The 20,648-nt window shown below is 48.9% G+C and carries 15 protein-coding genes and 2 pseudogenes; 3 read left to right on the top strand and 14 right to left on the bottom strand.

What is annotated here, in order from left to right; translation table 11 throughout:
* Positions 1–23 precede the first annotated feature (23 nt).
* From KTH89_RS17760 to KTH89_RS17700, 13 genes and pseudogenes are all read right to left on the bottom strand, one after another.
* Positions 24–1,349, bottom strand: a pseudogene (locus KTH89_RS17760) (VirD4-like conjugal transfer protein, CD1115 family); the annotation flags it as partial.
* Positions 1,350–1,454: 105 nt separating this feature from the next.
* Positions 1,455–3,272, bottom strand: coding sequence for a reverse transcriptase domain-containing protein (locus KTH89_RS17755; protein WP_003504504.1), 1,818 nt, complete (start codon positions 3,270–3,272; stop codon positions 1,455–1,457).
* Positions 3,273–3,852: 580 nt separating this feature from the next.
* A pseudogene (locus KTH89_RS17750) lies at positions 3,853–4,332 on the bottom strand (VirD4-like conjugal transfer protein, CD1115 family); the annotation flags it as partial.
* Complete coding sequence (locus KTH89_RS17745; RefSeq protein WP_117441073.1) at positions 4,329–4,805, bottom strand: PcfB family protein; 477 nt, start codon at positions 4,803–4,805, stop codon at positions 4,329–4,331. The pseudogene KTH89_RS17750 and the gene KTH89_RS17745, both read right to left, overlap by 4 nt.
* A gap of 43 nt (positions 4,806–4,848) precedes the next feature.
* Entirely contained in the window at positions 4,849–5,061 is a 213-nt protein-coding gene (locus KTH89_RS17740; RefSeq protein ID WP_129878401.1) for a DUF5348 domain-containing protein, read from the bottom strand.
* Between the two features lie 15 nt (positions 5,062–5,076).
* Entirely contained in the window at positions 5,077–5,964 is an 888-nt protein-coding gene (locus KTH89_RS17735; protein ID WP_270629536.1) for a DUF6017 domain-containing protein, read from the bottom strand.
* Between the two features lie 689 nt (positions 5,965–6,653).
* Entirely contained in the window at positions 6,654–9,464 is a 2,811-nt protein-coding gene (locus KTH89_RS17730) for a glycoside hydrolase family 2 protein (RefSeq protein WP_238722584.1), read from the bottom strand.
* A 350-nt stretch (positions 9,465–9,814) separates the two neighbouring features.
* Positions 9,815–10,381 (bottom strand): hypothetical protein, encoded by a 567-nt coding sequence (locus tag KTH89_RS17725; RefSeq protein WP_238722583.1) that lies wholly within the window; start codon positions 10,379–10,381, stop codon positions 9,815–9,817.
* Between the two features lie 2 nt (positions 10,382–10,383).
* Positions 10,384–11,199, bottom strand: a complete 816-nt coding sequence (locus tag KTH89_RS17720; RefSeq protein WP_238722582.1) for an ImmA/IrrE family metallo-endopeptidase — start codon at positions 11,197–11,199, stop codon at positions 10,384–10,386.
* Complete coding sequence (locus tag KTH89_RS17715) at positions 11,192–11,536, bottom strand: helix-turn-helix domain-containing protein (RefSeq protein ID WP_238722581.1); 345 nt, start codon at positions 11,534–11,536, stop codon at positions 11,192–11,194. The genes KTH89_RS17720 and KTH89_RS17715 overlap by 8 nt, the downstream gene beginning before the upstream one ends.
* An 881-nt stretch (positions 11,537–12,417) precedes the next feature.
* Complete coding sequence (locus KTH89_RS17710) at positions 12,418–13,434, bottom strand: hypothetical protein (RefSeq protein WP_238722580.1); 1,017 nt, start codon at positions 13,432–13,434, stop codon at positions 12,418–12,420.
* A gap of 33 nt (positions 13,435–13,467) precedes the next feature.
* Positions 13,468–14,481 (bottom strand): UDP-glucose 4-epimerase GalE, encoded by a 1,014-nt coding sequence (galE, locus tag KTH89_RS17705; protein ID WP_238722579.1) that lies wholly within the window; start codon positions 14,479–14,481, stop codon positions 13,468–13,470.
* Positions 14,482–14,491: 10 nt separating this feature from the next.
* Positions 14,492–15,418, bottom strand: coding sequence for a nucleotidyltransferase family protein (locus tag KTH89_RS17700; protein WP_158348741.1), 927 nt, complete (start codon positions 15,416–15,418; stop codon positions 14,492–14,494).
* A gap of 320 nt (positions 15,419–15,738) precedes the next feature.
* On the opposite strand from KTH89_RS17700, the gene nagB reads away from it, so the two are divergent.
* From nagB to KTH89_RS17685, 3 genes are all read left to right on the top strand, one after another.
* Positions 15,739–16,467, top strand: a complete 729-nt coding sequence (nagB, locus tag KTH89_RS17695) for a glucosamine-6-phosphate deaminase (protein ID WP_238722578.1) — start codon at positions 15,739–15,741, stop codon at positions 16,465–16,467.
* A gap of 29 nt (positions 16,468–16,496) precedes the next feature.
* The gene (nagA, locus tag KTH89_RS17690; protein WP_238722577.1) at positions 16,497–17,618 is read left to right on the top strand and encodes an N-acetylglucosamine-6-phosphate deacetylase; all 1,122 of its coding nucleotides are present in this window, start codon (positions 16,497–16,499) and stop codon (positions 17,616–17,618) included.
* Positions 17,619–17,792: 174 nt separating this feature from the next.
* The gene (locus KTH89_RS17685) at positions 17,793–18,941 is read left to right on the top strand and encodes a M20 family metallopeptidase (protein ID WP_238722576.1); all 1,149 of its coding nucleotides are present in this window, start codon (positions 17,793–17,795) and stop codon (positions 18,939–18,941) included.
* A 7-nt stretch (positions 18,942–18,948) separates the two neighbouring features.
* On the opposite strand, the gene KTH89_RS17680 is transcribed toward KTH89_RS17685, so the two are convergent.
* Positions 18,949–20,253, bottom strand: a complete 1,305-nt coding sequence (locus KTH89_RS17680) for a Na+/H+ antiporter NhaC family protein (RefSeq protein ID WP_238722575.1) — start codon at positions 20,251–20,253, stop codon at positions 18,949–18,951.
* Between the last annotated feature and the right edge of the window lie 395 nt (positions 20,254–20,648).

Genomic DNA, 20,648 nt, shown 5'->3' with positions numbered 1-20,648 from the left:
GGCTCCTTTCTTTGCCAGCCGCCTTACTGGTCGGCGGAATCTTCGTCCGACAGGTCAATGTCGTAAAGCTCAAAGGCTTCATCCTCCGATACCACACGCCGCTTTTTGCGGCGCATGGACGACAAGTATCTGTCCACGTCAAAGGTGTTCTTTTTATCGGCGTCCGAGAGGTACTTATAGCGGGGGTGGCGGGTAATGTCGTACTTCTCCGAGAAAAACGGCCTCACGCCGCGTACCTGCAAAATACACTTGCCTCCGTCCATCGTTGCGATTTCGTCCTGGCTCATCAACTCCTTTCCTAACTTCTGATAATTCAATCCATGGGAGGTCTGCGCGCCCCGGTTCTCGCTCTGGTTGTAGCTATCAATGGTTTCTTTCCCCAGCACGTCCGCGATCTCCTTGGCGTTCTTGCCTCTGCCACTAAGGAAAAGCGTACAATCGCAGTTGTCGGAAATGATTTCCGCCGCGTCCTTGTAAATGGCCTTTAGCTGCGATTGGCTTTGTAAAATGATAGAAGCCGAGATTTCCCGGCTTCGGATGGTGGCAATCAGCTTGTCAAAATTTGGTATCTGGCCGATGTTGGCGAACTCGTCCAAAATCAGCCGTACATGGACGGGCAGCCGCCCGCCGTATTTATCATCCGCCCGGTCGCACAAAAGGTTGATAAGCTGGCTCTGCACCATAGCCAGAATGAAATTAAAGGTCGTGTCCGTGTCGCTCATAATGAGGAACAGGGCCGTTTTTTCATCCCCGATGGTGTCAAGCTCCAACTCGTCGTCCTCCATCAGCTCCCGCACTTCCCGGATGTCGAAGGGCGCTAATCTGGCTCCGCAGCTAATCAGAATCGAGGAACGGGTCTTGCCGGCGGATAACAGGAATTTACGGTATTGGCGCACGGCAAAGTGTTCCGGGTCTTTTTCTTCCAGCCGTTCAAACATCAGGTCAACCGGCGATTGAAATTCCGGGTCGTCCTCGCGGGCTTCACTGGCGTTAATCATTTCAAGCAGCGTCGTGAAATTCATTTCATCGTCCGGCGCTTCATACCAGATATAGCCAATGAGGGCGGAGTACAAAAGCCGTTCCGACTTCACCCAAAAATCCTCGGCGCTCTTTTCGCCCTCCCCCTTGGTGTTGCAGATCAGCGTGTTTACCAGCTTCAAGATGTCCTTTTCGCTGTGGATATAGCGGAACGGGTTATACCGCATACTCTTGGAAAAGTTGATGGTATTTAGCACTTTCACCCGGTAGCCGCTTCGCACAAGGAGCTGGCCCACCTCCCCGATCAGGCCGCCTTTGGGGTCAGTGATAACAAAAGAGGTCGGATAGTCCTTGGACACGCACTGCATGAGGTATGAGGTAGGCACCCTGCGCCTTGCTGACTTTCATCAGTAGGTTTCAGGGAGCCGCCTCCCAAACCGGACGTACACCTCTCAGCGTATCCGGCTTTCCATGAATCACCTTGATTCTTTGGTTTCGTGTAAGAGTTCAAAGCAGTCAGGGCAGAGAGCCAGAGATTTTCTTCTCATTTTCAGCATTTTCTGCTCAAATATATCCCTGCCTTTCAGCGATTTCAGCGTTCTTACGTGGTGCATACATAAATAGTCTGCATGTTCCCCGCAAATCTCGCATACTCCGGCTTTTATGCGGTTTACTATCGTGTGCCTGCTGTCATATTTCCTATAACTCGGCATAACGTCTGCCACATTGTCATAGCCGTCGCTGTGCTTTCTGAATCCATCATGGTAAAATTCGCAGTATTTACGTCCCTTAGTTGTATCGTATGGGATTCTCAGTACTCCGTTTACCATGTGCCGCTTCTTAATAACACTGACATTCGTTCTGTGCTTTCCTGCCAGAGTTTTTAACATGCTGTACCGCACCATGTAGTAATACTTGTGCAATGCGCCTACGTTTTCTGCTATCCGATAGAAGTTATATAACCCTCGAATTTCGGAATTGAAAGTAGACACAATCTCTGCGTCGCTGCGGTTCATCAGGTCTTTCCTTGGCATAGGCCGCCACATTTCTTTGCCTGTGTCATTGTTGCGTTTCACCTGTATCGCTCCCCGTTCCATCGCTTTTTTAATCCATTTTTCTTTCGGCATATACAGGAATACTTTTCCATACCACACCCGTTTCATGTCGCCGTTTTTACAACGCTTCATGTTCTTGGAATGGATTACTTTGAAATCGTACCCCAGATAGCGTACCGGCTTACTGGAATGGGTGACTTTCGTCTTTTCCTCGGACATTTCCAAATGCAGTTTTTCTTGGAGAAAGATTTTTACATCTTCCTTGATTTTTTCTGCGTCCTTTTTGGAGCCGATAACGCCGATTACAAAATCATCGGCGTAACGGTTGTACTGGATTTTCTTGAAGCCTTCCTCAAACGGATTGTAATAGTGCTGATTCATCTTCTTCCTTCTGGAATCCTTAAATTCTTTTACCAGTTCAGGAGTTGATTTTTCTGCGCCCATTAACGCTTTACGTGCCTTTCTGTATCTCCGGGACGCCCGCTCGTATTCTCTGGTCGTCCTTCTGCGTTCTGGCTCGCAATCATACTTTTCTTTGTATTCCTGCATATAGTTGTCCAGTTCGCTGAGGTAGATGTTTGCACATATCGGACTGATACCGCTGCCCTGCGGAACACCGGAGTAGGTGCAGTTGTACTGCCATTGTTCCATATATCCGGCTTTCAGGAACTTCCAGATTAGACCGATAAAAGCCTCGTCTGAAATCCTTTTCCGCAGTAATTCAACCAACACATGATGGTCGAAGTTATCAAAGCACGCCTTAATGTCTCCCTCGACAATCCATGTAACACCTGTGAAGTTTTTCTTCACTTGCGTAAGTGCCGTGTGACAGCTTCTTTTTGGTCTGAAACCGTGTGAATTGTTGCTGAATGTCGGCTCATAGATTGCTTCAAGAATCATTCTGACCACTTCCTGCACTAACTTATCATCAGTAGAAGTGATTCCCAACGGGCGAAGTTTCCCGTTCTTTTTAGGAATGTACTTTCTTTTTGCAGGCTTTGGCTGATATGTCCTGTTGCGTATGGATTCAATAATCCGGTTAATTCTCGGCAGGCTCATGTTGTCCAGCGTCTGCCCGTCTACCCCCTGCGTCATGCTCCCCTGCGATTTCGCAATGTTCGCATATGCAAGGAGATAGAACTCTGGATTGTATAGGTTGCGATATAATCTTTCATATTTGTAGTTACTTACACTTGCCTTTTCTTCAAGGCTTTTCAAGACATGAATCGGATTTCTCATAGTGTCTCACACACCATCCTTTCTGTTTTGAAAATGATTCACTGTTCCCCTTTGCCATGTAGACGGCTTTCCCGTCCGCAGACTACTATGGGAACTCTGTTGCCATGGTGAATATTCAGAACCCCGCATTTCAGCGTTTTCATAGCCTTTCGGCATTTCACTTTAGGCAATCCCCGTTTAGTACGGTATAAACAAGCGTTCCACGTTGTCGGTATGTGACGTTCGCCTTTTTCCACTTTCCCGTGGCTGAACCTGCTCCGAGTATCAGCAGCCGCATAGCCAAACAATGCGACTGTCAGGAACACTGACGAGTACAACCTCTCTACGTCAGGGGTACGCTCTTGGTCCCGATTTCAGGCTGTCATTCAAGCAGTCTAGCTTCCATCCTCATACGTGGATTTTCATTCCGTCACGCCGGCGCTTCTGAGGCTTCAGCGCCCCGTGTCCTCCGTCATGCTATGGTCGCCCTCCGGTTTCCCTTTTGGGGTAAGACGGGGAATGATAGGTTGCGGCACAATGCCGCTTGATACTTTTACCTACTACTTGCTCAAGGTAGGATTTATACCGCCCTTACGGGCGCACTGGGCTTCACAAAAAATCGCGTCTTGCCGCTGCCGGAGCCGCCGATCACCAGCACGTTTTTGTTTCTGGCCGTCTTGGGGTCTTTGGGCCGGTTGTTCATGGTGAGGCGTTCCGTCTGTGTCAGCAGGATATTGTTATCAAACACGGGGTCGATGTACGGGGCTATATCTTTGGGGCCGCCCCAACGGGCGCTGCCATACTCTACCCCGCGCCGGTATTTCTTGGCGTTCTTGCCTTTCAGGTACACCATCAGCCGCAGCAGCGCCGCACCGGTCACGCCGATTAGCAGGTCAAAGCCGTGGAAGCTGGGGGCGGCGCTCTCAAAGGCCGCTGAAAACCCGTCGAGGAAGTGCAGCAGCTTTTCCGAAATATCCGCCCCGGACGCCAGCCGGTATGCCTGCCCCAGCTTGCCGAACAGATAGACAAACAGGAGATAGGGCAGGTTGGCAATTATCAGTTTTTTTACTTCTGGCTTCACAGCGACAGCCCCCTTTCCTTGACTTTCTCCTTGGCCCGCTGTTTCTCTTTGGCCGCAGCCTTTTGTTTCATGGCGGATAGGGTCTTTCGGATGGAGGGCCGTTCCTCCCGGTTTAGCTTCTTGGCTGTGAACTCCTTGAACGCCTGTTCCAGATTGTCCGCCTGCTTGGTCTTAAAAATCACGATATAGCGGGGCGGATGGGTGGTATTGTCTTTCCGCAGGCTAAAATCAAGGTCGTATTTCTTGGCGCAGGGCTTAAACAGGCCGATGTTGGCCTCGGTGATTTCGATATTGGACAGCGCGGAACCGTCCCGTTTGAGCTTCCGCAAGCTCTGCTGGCCGTGGGGAAGTCTGGCCTTGCCCTTTTTCCGGGCTTCCAGATACTTCTTCATGGCCGCTTGCAGCGCTTGGCCGGTGAGCTTGCCGGTCTTGATTGCTAACGCTATGGTTTTCTGATCGACTTCTTCCTGCAACTGCCATCCCTCCTTTGGAAGTCAAGCAGGCAGGCGGCGCGGCTTAAATCCGTACCCGCAGGCCGGAGAGGTCGTCGGCGCGTATGCCGACAAGATACCATTTCTCCGCCATTTCAATGCGGGTCGGCCTCCACCTGCCGCCCACCATCACGTCAAGGGTTTCCCCACAGTGCAGGCCGCCGTAGTAGTCCGCCAAATCAAAGCGGATGTCGTAGCGGTCTGTCTGTTCGTCAAAAATCAATGCACCCTGTTTCATAGGGCCGTCCTCCTTTCAGATTTTGCCGGTGTTCATATCGTGGGCCACCAGCGCCGTATAGTAACCGCTGATTGTGCTTGGCGCATTGAACAGCGCCGCCAGCAGGTACTTCTTGATGTTGCGAATTTCCGTAGTGTTCTTGCTGATACAGTCAAAGACAAACTCGATATGGGAACTGTTCAGCTTCATCAGCTTGGCCTTTACCAGCTCGGCGGGGTAATCGTCCCCGGCAACGCGGATGGTCTTTCTGGCGCTGCATACGGTTTCCACAAGCAAGTCCACGATCTCGTCCAACAGCTCCCGGTCAAGCCGGGTGTTCTGTACCAGATGGGAATACTCGATATTGTCCATGATGATTTCCCGATAAATCGCTACGGCGCTCTGTGTCGCCGCTTCCTTTCCATTCCGTTCCGGCGGCTCTGCCGCCCCGTCCTCTAAAGGAGAGGGAGGGGAAAGGATAGGAATGGAATCGGTATTTAATCCATCCGTAGTTAATGGTTCTTTTATTTGTCTATCTTTATTTAATTGCATTGGTTTTCCCTGCGTAGGCTTTTCCTGTGTTGGTTTTTCCAACATTGGATTTTCCAACGTAGGGGAATCCGGCACTGGCTGGGGCTGCTCGTAAATAAGATAGTCCGCGCCGCGAAGCCGCCCCTGCCCGTCGCGCTCACGGGAACGGACGATATACCCGGCCTGTTCCAGCTCCCAGACAGCCGCCCGGATAGCGTCGATCTGTTCCCGGTTGATAAGGGATAGGCCCTTTAGGGTAAAGTCCCAGTCCTCCGGCAAGGACAGCATTTGCGACAGCAGGCCCTTGGCCTTTAGGGATAGGTCTTTGTTCCGCAGGTGGTGGTTCGACATGACCGTGTAGCCCCGGTTTTTCTCCACGCGAAAAACTGCCATTTCGTCGTCAACTCCTTTCACTTGGAATTTCGCCGCGCCGTCAAGGGCGGTGAGCTTGCCCGGCTGGTAGGGACATTCTGCGTAGACGCAAAACTGATACTTCCAGTACGGGCGGTAAAAGCGGCAGGTGCCGCAATCCTCCGGCGCTCCGGCCTCGCCGTTGTCAAAGTGGTCTGCGCCCGGCCTCTCCTGCATGAGCTGTTCAAAGGCCCGGTCGTCGCCGGATGTGAAGTACATAGGCGGTCGCCTCCTTTCTGGTTTTAGGCGCAAAAAAAGCAGCGTCCCTTATTTCCCCGCAGGGAAAAGAGAACGCCGCTTCTTGCGGTGTCGTATTCAATTTTTGATGTGTCCTATTTGGGTAGGGGGTACTTCACGGGAGAAAGCAGCGTGTCAAGGCTCAATCCGAATGTAGTAAATGAGTAGTAAATTCAGTTCTCATATCCCGTGAAATGCCCGTATTTCCGGGCTTTTTTGAGATAATCAGAGTTTTTCGGGCAAATACGTGCATTTTCTATACGAATTCACCGCTCTGCCGCAAAATTCACATTACATTTTCGTCTATCTAATTCTTCTTTCTCTATTTCTTGTTCCTATTTCCGTCCTTCTTGATCCTGGTTTCGCACTGCTCGTTCCTGCTTCTGTCCTGCCTATCGTTGATTCCACCTTGTTTATTTCCGCTTCCGTCTTTCTTATCCCTCATTTAGCGCATAATCAAGTATGCTCTGATATAACTGGCACATCTCCGGAATGTCCGGATATTTTTCCGGTTCGCAGGTGCACACGATCAGGCGGCCGTGCCTGAGCATGACTTCAAATAAGAGTCCAAGCCGGTTATTTCTGGATACATGGTCGATGCCCTGCACAATCATATGGACAGGCGCCTGTGAATCCGTTATACATACCGGCCGGGACCGTACGGCCACAGGCTGCCACTGCCAGTTGGAAAAATATTCTGTGGGAAACTGCGCCAGCGCCGGATGTCTCTCATCGATCAAAAGGCCCATAGTTCCCGGAGCCGGAGGCAGTCCCTTTTGATCCGTAGCCTGCCGGAACATGGGATAGCACCAGAAATCCGGAGCAAATCCCATTTCCACGGAATTTTCCAGATCTGCGCTGAATAATACAAGCGTCTCTCCCTGTTCCAGCCGCCTGGCCGCCTCCTGATCCCATCTGTGTATCACACAATCGTGAGGTTCGATCCTACCGGGCGGATAGATCCACAGATCATAATGATTCTGCCGTCCCGCATACGCAAGCTCCAGACATACCTGTTCCGGCTTATCTATTCCGGAGGTATCGAATGAGAGGGTTCCCAGTTCCACCGTTTCGCCGCGTTTCACGGTATGGCACGGCAGAAACTGTTCCAAAGCAGCCGAAGCTCCCCTGATGCGAACCCGGACATCGCCGCAGATATCTTCTCTTCCATAATGACATACGACAACGGTAACCGGAATCCTGTCCCCCGTTCGATATACATAAGAGGGCATTTTTGCCATCACTACCGTGTCATTACAAAACTCCCTCCAACGTTCAGAAGGCAAAATACCCTTTTCCTGCCAAAGGCTGTTAAACATACCGATCAATGCGGTGCCCTGACCCGGGAAATCCTGCAGGGACAGCAGTTGGAAGCCGCTCATCCCGGGCGTTCTTAAGATTGCCTCTATATCCTCTTTGTAGCAGCGCCATACAAGCTTGGCGCAAGCCTGGCGAAAAGGTTCCGCCTGGTCAAGCAGCCCGGTTTTCTCAAGATCGTCCCGATAAACGTTAAGCGCCGTCATGATAGCGGTACCCTGATAGGAATCCCCCTCGTTCAGATCGGGGAATACCTGATATTGCCCCACTTCATGAGATAGCAAGGGTAACCCGGACGCTCTAAGAGGCTCCTCATATGTATGCATGGTATTCTGCCGTTCTTTTCCCTGAATATGGCCAAGCGGCAGGTCATTGTGGGAGAAGGAGGCCCGGATATTCCCTCCGGCCTGGGCTGTCCGCATGATTACCCACAGATCATCCTCCCTGCTGCACACCGGTGTTTCAAGAAAATTATTGGCCCCCTGGGTAAAAAGCAGATCGTCCCGGACTTCCCGGTATCCGCGAATCAGCTGTTCAAACGCAGCCAGTTCCCCGTTCATCTCATTTCCAACCGCAAAGATCAGGAAAGACGGGTGGCTGCCATAGGCTTTTAGAACCGTTTGGCCCTGGTTCTCCAGATAGCGGTACAGGCAGCCTTCAAGAGCTCTCTCCTTATCCCTGTTAAGTTCTGCGGCAAAGCAGGACAGTTCCACCTGCAGATAGATTCCCCTCTCGTCCGCTGCCTCAAACGCTTCCTCCGGGGGACACCAGCTGTGAAATCTGCAATGGTTCATCCCATAGTCCCTGAGAATCCGAAACAGACGCTCCCAGCTGCTTTTTTCCATAGGCGCCGCTCCGGTCTTGGGAAATATGGCACAGTCGATATTTCCGCGCAGGAATACCGGGTTTCCGTTTAGGAGAATCGTTTTTCCCTGCCGCTTAATTGTCCGGTGTCCGGTGCGGAGTTTCTTTGTATCCAAAAGCATCCCGTCCCGTCTCATTTCCACCGTGATCTCATACAGGTTTGGCGAGAATTCATCCCAGCAGCGAAGTTTATTGGGAAGTTTTATGGTAAATTCTTTTCTATTTTGGCCCTCAGATAATATTTCTTGAAAACGTACTTCCGTAAAATACGTCTCTTTAACCTGTGCGTTTTGTGTACTTAACTGCTCGGCGCATCGTTCTTTGGTGTTAACTTCTTTGGTATATGCCTTAGGGATGTTGGCAGTTATCCTGAACTCCACCTTTGCGGCACTTTCACTGCTTATCCCAGCACTAATACACAGTTCGCCATTCTGGTCTGATTTCTTATAAAATTCTGTGAACCATGCGGATTCCAGGGCTTCCAGATAAATATTGCCCAAGATCCCGTTCCAATTTGTCTGCGTATGCTCTGAAAACTGGTGTCCTTCATACAATTCTTCCGGGAAATCCGGGTAGGGCGCCAGGTGGTTGTCCACCTCTATGAACAATTCATGCTCTCCTGCTGCACAGGCCCTGCTGAGCAAATGCTCCTGGGGGATCAAAAATTCATGGGAACCGGATACCAGCGCGCGGTCCCAGAACACCCTTGTATATTTCGTCCGCTCCAGTGTCAGCCGGATTCCTTTTCCCTCCCAGGACTTTGGAATTCTAACCGACTTCTTGTAATAGCATTTTCCGGTAAATGGACGCAACCGGCTTAAGTGCAAGGTCTCTTTGCTGTTGACCAGGATTTCCCCTTTCCCGCTCATTTCCGTTGTGGAAGGCAGTTCAATTTGATCGGCTAATATGTCCGGTAACGGCTCGTCAACAAACAGGCGGTCCTCCTTTTTTTTATCACCATATTTCTGACCGGGGTGGAATTCCTCCTGATCCATCTTCAAAATATAGTGATTCTTTCCCATAGCAAATTCAAAAGTTCCTGAAAGATCCATTTTTTTCAACATCTTACTTCCGCCCTCTTTCCAGATTATTCAATATCTGTTTCTTGCTCTTTTTTAAGCAGCGTTCTGTGGTGGACAGGCCCTGAGTTACAGAAATGCTTAGCTTTGGACTTTAGCTGCTTTGCTGTTAATTATAATAGTATGCTCAGAAAATACATTACGGATATTTGCCACATTATTTTGAAATATTGCTCTCACATTCTGTTTCCTGTGATTGCCTTCCTTCTTTATAACAATTCTCAGTTGTAGGTATTGGCTTTCTTTCCTCTTTTTTATACTCTTCATTCTCAATTTTGCCATATAAAAGACCTTCACTCCAGATCGAATGAAAGTCTTTTTTTAATTCGTATGTACTAATCAACTGTTACCGGCCAAATCTCGTTATCAAATATTTCTTTCCTTTTTCCGGCAATTACCCAAAGTGCCTTTGCAATTTTTCTTGGTACTGCAATTTCTCCTTCTTTAGCCTTCAAAATTATGTCTACAATTCTGATACAGGTTATGTCATCCATCCCGGTATTTAACTGCTTATCAATAATAGGTTGAAGATCTTTTTCATCTGTAGCAAATATAGGAATTCCTGTTGCTTTTGCATATGCGAGTGAACACATCTCACCTTTATTTTTGTTTGATCTTGTCGGATCTATCATTACCTTATAAAGATTAGAGTATGCAGCATCATACGTGGCCCGAACCTTACTATCCAATCCACTTTCATTTACAAGAAACACTTTACCTTCTGTAATCAGGTCTTTTAACTGGCTCACTGCACTTGCAGGCATCATTACTTCCCCATATACATGTGTATGCATATAAATCTCCTCCGAGATCATTGGAAGTACATCATGCAAATATTTATATTTATTACTTCCTCCAAGCTTAATACACAAATCTGCATCCACAATTATTTTATCAAACATACTTATTCCTCCATGATACTATCTAATTCGTCATCAGAAGGAAATTCATAGGTCGATTTCTTTTCAATGCTCAAATCCTCCGGCTTCAGCTTACAGATTCCAAGCAAATATTCTAATTTTTCAAAAGTAATGTATCCAGCCTCATATGCATTAACTGCTAACTCAACCAGATTATCCATTACAATGCGATTATCGGATTTCTGAGAAGCTATAGCATATCTCTTTTTATATTTTTCGATTGAATCTTCTGATTCTGCCAAAAAATTATTCAAGTCAGATTCCCCAATAGCCCCTATTTCTCTCAGCCGCTTTACCATTGTTCTGTATGGAACCGTGAATAATTCTGCCAATTGCAATATGCTTTTTATCGTAAACTTCTTAATATTATATAACTCAATCTCCTGCTTCAATAACATTTTATCCATGAGAAATTCTGCTGCAAATCTATTTGCCTTTTTCTCACTTGTCTTTTTATTCTGATCATTTAACAAATCAGAAGGTAATATATCCGGATTTTGTTCGTACCAAATATGGTACAATTCATGTGCCGCAGCAAACACCTGGCAGTCTAATGGAATAGAAGAATTTAGTGCAACAAACGGTTTTTCCAAAGAAGCATCATTTTTAGACCCGCTGATTCTAGTGAATCCCCAAGGTGCATGTTTTCCCAGTGGATAATAGATCACTCTAGCATACAATCTAAGGATTGAAAAAATCTGTGTTCCTATAATATCGTTTCCTTTTCTACACAAACCTAGCTTTTCCATTGCGCGACTCATTATTTCATTTATTTCAAATTCATTTAAATCGTTAGTCATCCAATAATTCCTCCAGCATATGAATCTCATCAACTGCTGCTCTGATTAAGTTCACGCGTTCTCGTGTTACCTCATCATCAACTGCGCCCATAAAGCTTAAGCTTTCGACAGTTGCCGGTTCGGTTCCTACTGTAAGTAATGCATCTGTAGATGTGTTTAATATATCCGCTATTCTTGCAAGTTCATTCACATTGATCGCCTTGCTGCCTTTAATAATTTTATTCATAACCTGTTTTGATATGCCAAGGGCATCCGCCAAACTCTGCTGAGTCATTTCCTTTTCTGATAATTTATTTTGTATGTTAGCTCCTACTTGAGCAAAATCCATTGCGTACATGAAATCATCCTCCTTTAATTATTATTATAGCACTAGGATTTATTTTGGTCAATATTTTGTTGACCATTCACATACATTCTCTTTTTATTTTGTTTACCTTGAATGTATTATATACAATCTCTACCCAATTAATACTCTATCACCCGCCAAGCATATATGTCTGAATGACGCGGCTTGCACTAAAGTAATCCGATTATCTCACTGGTTAAACATCTAATGGCGCTTCGGAAAAATTCAATAATCTTTATACCTTCCCGTCCACTTTCACAGTCATACAATTGACATCGAATCTTCCTCAACCAATTATAGGCTTGTGTACGACTATACTGGCTGAATCCATCTGGAATAAATACCGATTGCGGCTGTCGCTTCAGCCTAACGTTTCGGAGATAAAGTAAATGCAGAACCCCCTCGAATTCGAGGGGGTAAATAAGGATTATGCAAAGTATCCCATAACATCAAATCAAATGACATCACAGCTTCGCATTCTGTTAATTAATTTGACCGACTATCGTATAAATAGACGTTTTATCGTATTTTGTTGAAATTCTGCTTCTACAACCTTAGCCATACGGTGGCTACTAAAATGCACCAAAATGACCACTTTTACGCTGTGGTAGAAGACTTGGGGAATGCATTAAACGGGCAATGTATAACTTATGGGCTTTAATGAACTTTGAGGCCGTGACCTCCCGTTATGTGGATATTTCGTTTAAATGATAAAAATAGGTATCCGCCACCTCCCACAAAGAAATCAAACCTGCTGCCTCGGCAGTAAACGACGTCGGCCGTAACACAAAAAGCCGCAAAACATATTGTTTTTGCGGCTTCTTACGTTCCCTATAAAATTCCATTTAGGCACAATTATTTTATCCCTTTTTCTACCTGCGATCATCCCGTTCTGCCACTCCCGCAGCCTGTCCCATTTCATCCTGTCCTTTTACTTCCTGTTCAGTTGCCGCCTGTTCTGCCACTGCCTGCTCCACTACACCGGATGTCGCTTCCACCTCATCCGTTGTCATTTCTTTTCCCCCAAAGCCCAGTTTCCGTTCCTCTGCGGCCAGTTCTTCTACCTCCGCGATATGCAGGAAATCCGCTTCCTGTTTCTTTACGCTGGGAACAAAACGTCCCACCAGCTTCCCTTTTCCGCGATTTTTTACATAGAGGAAGCCAAAGACGGAAAAGACAACAGCTCCAATAAAGTTTACGAACAGGTCTTTCATAGTATCCAGAAGGCCGATGTCCAGATAGCCGCCAAGGCCCAGAGGCTGACCGTCTATGACTACCTCACGTATATTGTGAATTGCCGTGGGGTGGTTGCCCCCGGCCGGGTCCAGCATGACGGAATTGACCGTATGTATGATCGTGTCTTTCTGCATATCCATGCCGAAGAACATATCCATGCCGCACTCGAAAAATTCCCAGATCACCCCGATGGTCATGGAAAAACTGAAGGCCACAATAGCCATGAATACCGGGGAAAGCTGGAAGGAGAAGCGCTCGTTCCGGTTCAGAATATCCACCATAGAAAACCCGATAGCTGCGGCCAGAAAGCCGTTCAGCGTATGAAGCAGGGTATCCCAAAAAGGGTATTTGATATAATAGGCCCCGATCTCTCCGAGAATCTCCGCTGAGAAAATGAAGAGCAGTATGATAATTTCCAGAGTCGTGGGCAGCTCGATTTTCAGATTGATCTGCACAAAGCTGGGAACCATAAGAAGCAGCAACGTCAGGACACACAGGAATACATTTTCATAGTTATGGTTGAACAGCTGCAGGATCATCATGAGGATGACCAATGCCCTTAATATTACAAATACGATAAATGAGCTTCTATGCTCCCGAAGCTCCATCTTCATCGCTTTCCACAGGGTCTTACATTTTCGAGATACTTTCATATTTTCCTCCAGTGTTGCAGTACTACCGTCTGCTTACTCCCTATATCCTTCCGGGTTCTGGGACTGCCATCTCCAGGAATCCTCGCACATTTCTTCTAATCCGTATTGGGCTTCCCAGCCAAGCTCTGCTTTTGCCTTGGACGGATCCGCATAACAGGCGGCGATATCTCCCGCCCGCCTGGGCTTAATCTCGTAAGGGATCTCCCGGCCTGACGCTTTTTCAAAAGCCTTCACCATATCCAGGACGCTGTAGCCGTTGCCGGTACCCAGATTATAGATCGACACGCCCTCTTTACTTTTCAGCTTCTCGATAGCCTTCACGTGTCCATTGGCCAGATCCACCACATGGATATAGTCCCGGACTCCCGTACCGTCAGGCGTATCATAATCGTTTCCGAACACACCGAGACGGGTCAATTTTCCGATTGCCACCTGCGTAATATAGGGCATCAGATTATTGGGAATGCCCTTCGGATTCTCTCCGATCCGGCCGCTTTTATGGGCGCCGATGGGATTAAAGTAACGGAGCAGGATAACATTCCACTCCGAATCCGCCACATGAAGATCCTGCAGGATCTCTTCCAGCATAAGCTTCGTACGGCCATAGGGATTCGTGACGCTCAGCGGGAAATCTTCCCGGATCGGGACCGTGTGGGGATTCCCGTAGACCGTGGCCGACGAGCTGAATACGATGTCCTTTACGCCATGTTTTCTCATCACATCACATAAAACCAGTGTCCCTGTGACATTGTTATAATAATATTCCAGCGGTTTTTGGACGGATTCGCCCACCGCTTTCAGTCCTGCAAAATGGATGACCGAATCGATCCGCTCATCTTCAAAAATTTCTTCCATAGCATCCCGGTCCAATAGATCCGCCCGGTAGAACTTAAGCGTCTTACCGGTGATCTCTTCCACCCGTTTTAAAGACTCTTCACTAGAATTGCACAGGTTATCCACTACCACCACTTCATAGCCCGCATTTAAAAGCTCCACACATGTATGGCTGCCGATATATCCGGCGCCTCCCGTAACTAAAATAGACATCCTGTCACCTTTACCTTTCCGTCCACAGATTCCGGGGATATCTCCCCTGATCCTTAAAGGACTGAATCGCCTGTTCCACCATTGCCTTGTCTTCCTTATATGTCACTCCGTACCATTTATCCTCTGAGCGCAGCACGGTAACCACCGCCTTTTCCTCCTGCAAAAGCCTCGTGACTACCGCCGGCAGATAATATTCACATTTCAGCGGCTGGCTCGAAAGCCCTTCCTTCAGGAAATCATCAAAGCCTTTCCGGATCTCATCCAGAAAACTTTCGGTAAATCCCCACAGGTTCATAGAAACCGTACTGTCCGCAGGCAGCGGTATCCAGGTGGCTCCATTATCCTCCGAATACGCGGTTTCTCCCTCTATTTTCTGAATCTTCGTCCGCTCCGTCACACTCACCAGGTGGCTGTCCTCACTGATTTCACATACGCCGCGGGCCACGGAACCATTTTCCGTCAGGGTGTTCTCCAGCACATAGCCCACCATGGCGTAACTGTACTTTTGGCCATCCTCATGACTCACCAGAAAATCATAGATCATCTGAAACGCCTTAGGCCCATAATAATCATCCGCGTTAATCACGGCGAAAGGCCCCTTGATCAGATCCCGGCAGCTAAATACCGCATGCGCGGTCCCCCATGGTTTCACCCTTCCCTCCGGCGCCTGATATCCGTCCGGCAGATCCCCAAGCTCCTGATACGCATACTCCACTTCCACGTACTCTTCCAGCCGGTTGCCGATCACTTCCCGGAAAACCTCTTCATTTTCCCTCTTAATAATAAATATAACCTTTTTAAAGCCGGCGCGAACCGCATCATATACCGAAAAATCCATAATAATATGGCCTTCCCGGTCCACCGGATCGATCTGTTTTAATCCGCCGTACCGGCTGCCCATACCCGCCGCCATAATCACCAACACAGGTTTATCCATCCGCTTACCCTCCATCCGTTCCTGCATTTTTGAATTCGTCATTTTTGAATACATCATCTCTAAATTCATTATGTCTGAATTCATTATTTCTAATTTCATTATCCACTTCCTAAATTCATCTCTATAAGTATAGTCAGCTTTCCCCCAAATGGCAATAAAAAATTTAATACTCCACTGCCCTTAGCCAATCATCCACTTTTTTTGCAGGATTCATTTTTTCTCCTCCTTTGCGATTGCTTTTTTTCCTGTGGTTTGATACATTTATAAGGAATATAAATAGAGTATATGTACAACAATTATCCTAAAGGGGGATTTCCATTATGCGAATTCTGAAAGCAAAAGATTATCTGGAAATGAGCCGTAAAGCGGCTAATCTCATCGCCGCTCAGGTTATTATGAAACCGGACTGCGTCCTGGGGCTGGCCACCGGTTCAACGCCGATCGGCCTGTACCAGCAGCTGATTCAGGGATATCAGCAGGGAGACCTGGATTTTTCTCAGGTAAGAACCGCCAACCTGGATGAATACAAAGGGCTGACCAGAGAGAATGACCAGAGCTATTACTATTTCATGCATCAGAATTTATTCAAATCCATTAATGTAAAAGAAGAAAACACGAATATCCCGGACGGGACCGTTGCCGACAGCGCAGCTGAATGTGCCCGTTATGACGAAGTAATCCGGGCGCTTGGCGGCGTGGATCTGCAGCTGCTGGGTCTGGGCCACAACGGACATATCGGCTTCAATGAGCCGGCGGATTCCTTCGCGAAAGGAACACACTGTGTGGACCTGACCGAGAGCACCATCGAGGCGAACAAGCGCTTCTTCGCTTCTGCCGACGACGTTCCCCGCCAGGCTTATACTATGGGAATTCAGACGATTATGGGCGCCCGTAAGATCCTGGTTGTCGTTAACGGGGAGGCCAAGGCCGATATCGTGCAGAAAGCTTTCTTCGGTCCGGTTACGCCTCAGGTTCCGGCATCCATCCTGCAGTTCCACCCGGATGTTACGCTGGTGGGCGATGAAGCCGCACTGTCGAAAATCAATTAACAGGCAAAAAACCACGCTTGGAGAAAACTATGAAAATTATAAATGCAAAAGTATTCACAGAGGACTGCGCCTTTGAAGAGAAGGAGATCTGTATCAGCAAAGAATACATCTCCCATTCTTCCGGCGATGATGTGTGTATCGACGCGGCGGGCTGCATCGCGATTCCGGGCCTGACCGATATACATTTTCACGGATGCATGGGGCAGGATTTCTGCAACGGAACGCAGGAAGCGATCCAAACCATCGCGGATTATCAGCTGGCCAACGGTATCACCTCCATCTGTCCCGCGACCATGACCTACGACGAGGAAACCCTGACCGGAATCTGCCGCGCCGCGGCCGCTCATGTCAACGGGCAAAAGGGCGCGGATCTGGTTGGGATCAATATGGAAGGGCCGTTCATTTCCCTGGCGAAAAAAGGGGCTCAGAATCCGAAATACATTCATAAACCGGATACCGAAATGTTCCGCCGGCTTCAAAAGGAAGCCAACGGTCTGATCAAACTGGTAGACCTGGCCCCGGAGGAAGAGGGCGCTATGGATTTCATCTCGGCGCTTAAAGGGGAGGTGGTCTTATCCATCGCCCATACTACGGCTGATTTTAACACGGCCGCCGAAGCGCTCCGGCGGGGCGCCAGCCATATCACTCATCTTTATAACGCCATGCCCTCATTTACCCACCGGGCGCCGGGCGTAATCGGCGCGGCGGTGGATGATCCTCATTGCGAGGCGGAGCTTATCTGTGACGGTATCCATATCCACCCGGCGGTGGTTCGGACTACCTTTAAGATGTTCGGGGACGACCGGGTCATCCTGATCAGCGACAGCATGGAAGCCACCGGCCTAAAAGACGGGGAATATTCCCTTGGCGGCCAGGCCGTGCATGTGGTGGGAAACCGGGCTACCCTGGAATGCGACGGAACTATCGCAGGTTCTGCCACGAACCTGATGGACTGCATGCGCACCGCTGTTCAGAAGATGGGGATTCCTCTGGCCTCCGCGGTAAAATGCGCTGCGGTGAATCCCGCCAAATCCATTGGCATCTATGACCGGTACGGCAGTATCAGCGTCGGGAAGTACGCCAATATTGTGCTGCTGGATGAAAATACGCTGGAAACAAAAAAGATTATTTTCCGCGGGAAAGAGCTCTGATATACAGAAAAGAATTTTTATTCCATAGGCGCACTTTCTATGGAATAAAAGTACGCCGCTTACAGAAACAACGGCCGGGTTGGGTACCGGCCGGATGTTCTGTGTGCGGCGTTTTCGCTTAAGCAACGGAATATAAATAAGCTTCGGATTATCAATCATCCAGGAGGTGGATCTATGAACAATCTGAATCAGGAGGATGCGCTTCAATTTTTAACCGGGGTACTGTCTGTCCCCAGTGTAAATGGCACAGACGGCGAACGCGCCATGGCTGAGTATCTGTGTACATATCTTAACTCCCATGGGATCGCGGCCACACTTCAGCCCATCGATGACCGGCATGCCAATGTCATTGGAAGGATTCCGGGGAAATCGGATCAGACAGTCATCTGGAACGGTCATCTGGATACGGTCCCCTGGGGGAAACTGGATGAGTGGGACACCGATCCTTCGCTTCCCATAAGGCTTGGAAACCGGATCTACGCGCGGGGAGCCAGCGACATGAAAAGCGGTCTGGCAGCCATGGCCTATGTATGCGCCAAAATGGCGGAAAATCATGTCGTTCCCGATGACACGATTCTTTTTCTCGGAACCTGTGATGAGGAGAAGGGCGGCCTTGGAGCGGAATCCTTTCTTTCCATCGCCCGGGAAGAGCATCCTTCCTTTTTGCTGATTGGAGAGCCTACCGGCTGCAGGCTCGGTATCGCCCAAAAAGGATGTCTGTGGCTCTCTCTGTCTGTAAACGGAAAAACCAGCCACGGCGCCAACCCGGAAGAAGGCGGCAATGCCCTGGAAGGCGGCTTCGAAGTGCTGCGGGAATTAAAATGCTATATCAATTCCTTTTACCATGAGATCCTGGGGGCATCCACGATGCAGGTCACCATGGCCGAAGGCGGGATCGCGCCGAATATGACGCCGGATCACGCCCGGTTTCTTGCCGATATCCGAATAGTTCCCGCCCTCACCCGGGATATGGCGCTCCACCATCTGCGCCGGCTCTGTGCGGAATATACGCAAAAGCTGGGCGGAAAGGTTACATTTGACATAGAGCTTCAAAACGAACGGATGGGGATCGAGATCCCGAAAGAGGACCGGCGGCTGAGCCAGTTTGAGGAAATACTGCGCAGTCAGGGACTGCCGGTGGAATATTCCGGCATCAGCTATTTTACGGACGCTTCCATTTTACTCCGGCAGTTCACCGGCTGCCCCGTACTTCTCTACGGCCCTGGAGATCCGCAGCTTTGCCACAAACCGAATGAATCCGTAGATGTGCGAAATTACCTTAAGTCGCTGGAAACCTACCGCAGCTTCTACCATAGGGACTGACGCCGTATTATCCGCTCTTGGCCGGGTTTTTATCACTTTTTCTCAGTATAATAAAAAATAACGCGCTGATCGCCATCAATATCGGATAGACCAGATAAGGCATGATTTCAAATGGGGTGAGCCCCGACAGGCTGGAGGCTTGAAGCAGCTGCGCTCCATAAGGAATCAGGCCCTGGCAGACCGATGTAAAGATATCTAGCAGGGATGCCGAACGCTTAGGCGTAATCTCATACACGTCGCTGATTTCCTTCGCAATCGGCCCGGCGATCACGATAGCCACCGTATTATTGGCGGTGCACAGATCGACCAGGGCCGCCAGCGCAGCGATTCCCAGCTCTCCGCCTTTCTTTCCCCGAATCCGCTTCTTAATAAACTGTATGATACACTGAATTCCCCCGTATTCCCTCACTAATGATACAATGCAGGCGACGATCAGGGAAATCACGGTAATATCATACATCCCGGTCACGCCTTCCCCGATTACCGTAAATATTTCAGAGACAGCAAAAGCGCCGGTTCCAACTCCCACCACCAGTGAAAAAACCGTGCCGAACAGCAGCACGACAAATACGTTTACGCCCAGCAGCGCTCCGGCCAGCACTCCAAGATAAGGAAGTACACGGATTATCTGATAAGGATGTTCCCCCGGCAGCACATAATTTTTCCCCCAGGTTATGGCGACAAAAAAAAGCAGGGTCAGCACCGCCGCGGGCAGTACGATAAAGAAATTGGCCTTGTATTTGTCCTTCATCTCGCAACCCTGGGTTTTGACCGCCGCGATGGTCGTATCGGATATCATCGACAGGTTGTCCCCAAACATCGCGCCGCAGACCACGGCTCCTACGCAGATCGCCATAGAGAAGCCTGTCTTTTCGCTGATTCCCACCGCGATGGGTGTCAAGGCCGCGATGGTCCCCATGGAAGTCCCCATGGACAGGGAAATAAAGCATCCGATCAAAAAGAGACCGGCCACTGCGATACCGGCAGGCAGGACGCTAAGGCCCAGATTGACGGTACTCTCCATACCTCCCGCTCTGGTCACGGCCCCGGAAAAAGCTCCGGCCGACAGAAAAATCAGGCACATGGTAACGATATTTTCATTTCCCACTCCCTTGGAGATCACCTGTATTTTATCCGCAAAGGAAAGCCGCCGGTTCTGGCAGAAGGCCACCACCAGAGCGATCAGAAAACCCACAATCGCCGGCATCCGGTAAAAATCCCCGGTCAGCCAGCCCACTCCCAAAAAGATAATCAAAAATATTCCGATAGGAAGCAGCGCTATGAGCCTGCCCTTTTCTTCCTGTTGATCCATAAATTTCTCCTTTATATTTATTCATCGCTATGAGCACTTAGCGGCTGATTTTAGCCGCTTACGTGCGATGCTTGAAAAATGGCCAGCGAGGTGTTTTCGAGCGTTACTTTTTTATTTTATTATAGGTGCCGAGTGTTTACAAGGGGAAATAACTGGGCTCATCCTCTTTTCCCCGGTTCTTCCTCGAGTTTGGGGATGCCCGCTGTTTAAGACTGGGGACAGAGACGGTATCCGGGGAGGCTCCCGCCCGCCGGGTTCTTTTGTTTCTCCCCGGGTGCGCATAGGCGGCACAGCCACCGCTTAGTGGAATCGGAAAGCCGGGTTCAGGATGCACGGCGGACTTCACGTCCGACGGGCAAGAGCCTCTGAACCGGGAACACATCACGTGTTCCTGG

The organism is Diplocloster agilis, assembly GCF_019042275.1.
GTDB classification, from domain to species: Bacteria; Bacillota; Clostridia; order Lachnospirales; family Lachnospiraceae; genus Diplocloster; species Diplocloster agilis.
The sequence above is the reverse complement of the archived record's forward strand: the minus strand, read 5'-3'. Positions and strand labels throughout refer to the sequence as shown.

Bases quoted from the DNA above. Each gene is read 5' to 3' on its own strand.
- KTH89_RS17755 (WP_003504504.1), bottom strand. From the start codon at position 3,272: ATGAGAAATCCGATTCATGTCTTGAAAAGCCTTGAAGAAAAGGCAAGT.
- KTH89_RS17740 (WP_129878401.1), bottom strand. From the start codon at position 5,061: ATGAAACAGGGTGCATTGATTTTTGACGAACAGACAGACCGCTACGAC.
- KTH89_RS17735 (WP_270629536.1), bottom strand. From the start codon at position 5,964: ATGGCAGTTTTTCGCGTGGAGAAAAACCGGGGCTACACGGTCATGTCG.
- KTH89_RS17730 (WP_238722584.1), bottom strand. From the start codon at position 9,464: ATGTTGAAAAAAATGGATCTTTCAGGAACTTTTGAATTTGCTATGGGA.
- KTH89_RS17725 (WP_238722583.1), bottom strand. From the start codon at position 10,381: ATGTTTGATAAAATAATTGTGGATGCAGATTTGTGTATTAAGCTTGGA.
- KTH89_RS17720 (WP_238722582.1), bottom strand. From the start codon at position 11,199: ATGACTAACGATTTAAATGAATTTGAAATAAATGAAATAATGAGTCGC.
- KTH89_RS17715 (WP_238722581.1), bottom strand. From the start codon at position 11,536: ATGTACGCAATGGATTTTGCTCAAGTAGGAGCTAACATACAAAATAAA.
- KTH89_RS17710 (WP_238722580.1), bottom strand. From the start codon at position 13,434: ATGAAAGTATCTCGAAAATGTAAGACCCTGTGGAAAGCGATGAAGATG.
- galE (WP_238722579.1), bottom strand. From the start codon at position 14,481: ATGTCTATTTTAGTTACGGGAGGCGCCGGATATATCGGCAGCCATACA.
- KTH89_RS17700 (WP_158348741.1), bottom strand. From the start codon at position 15,418: ATGGATAAACCTGTGTTGGTGATTATGGCGGCGGGTATGGGCAGCCGG.
- nagB (WP_238722578.1), top strand. From the start codon at position 15,739: ATGCGAATTCTGAAAGCAAAAGATTATCTGGAAATGAGCCGTAAAGCG.
- nagA (WP_238722577.1), top strand. From the start codon at position 16,497: ATGAAAATTATAAATGCAAAAGTATTCACAGAGGACTGCGCCTTTGAA.
- KTH89_RS17685 (WP_238722576.1), top strand. From the start codon at position 17,793: ATGAACAATCTGAATCAGGAGGATGCGCTTCAATTTTTAACCGGGGTA.
- KTH89_RS17680 (WP_238722575.1), bottom strand. From the start codon at position 20,253: ATGGATCAACAGGAAGAAAAGGGCAGGCTCATAGCGCTGCTTCCTATC.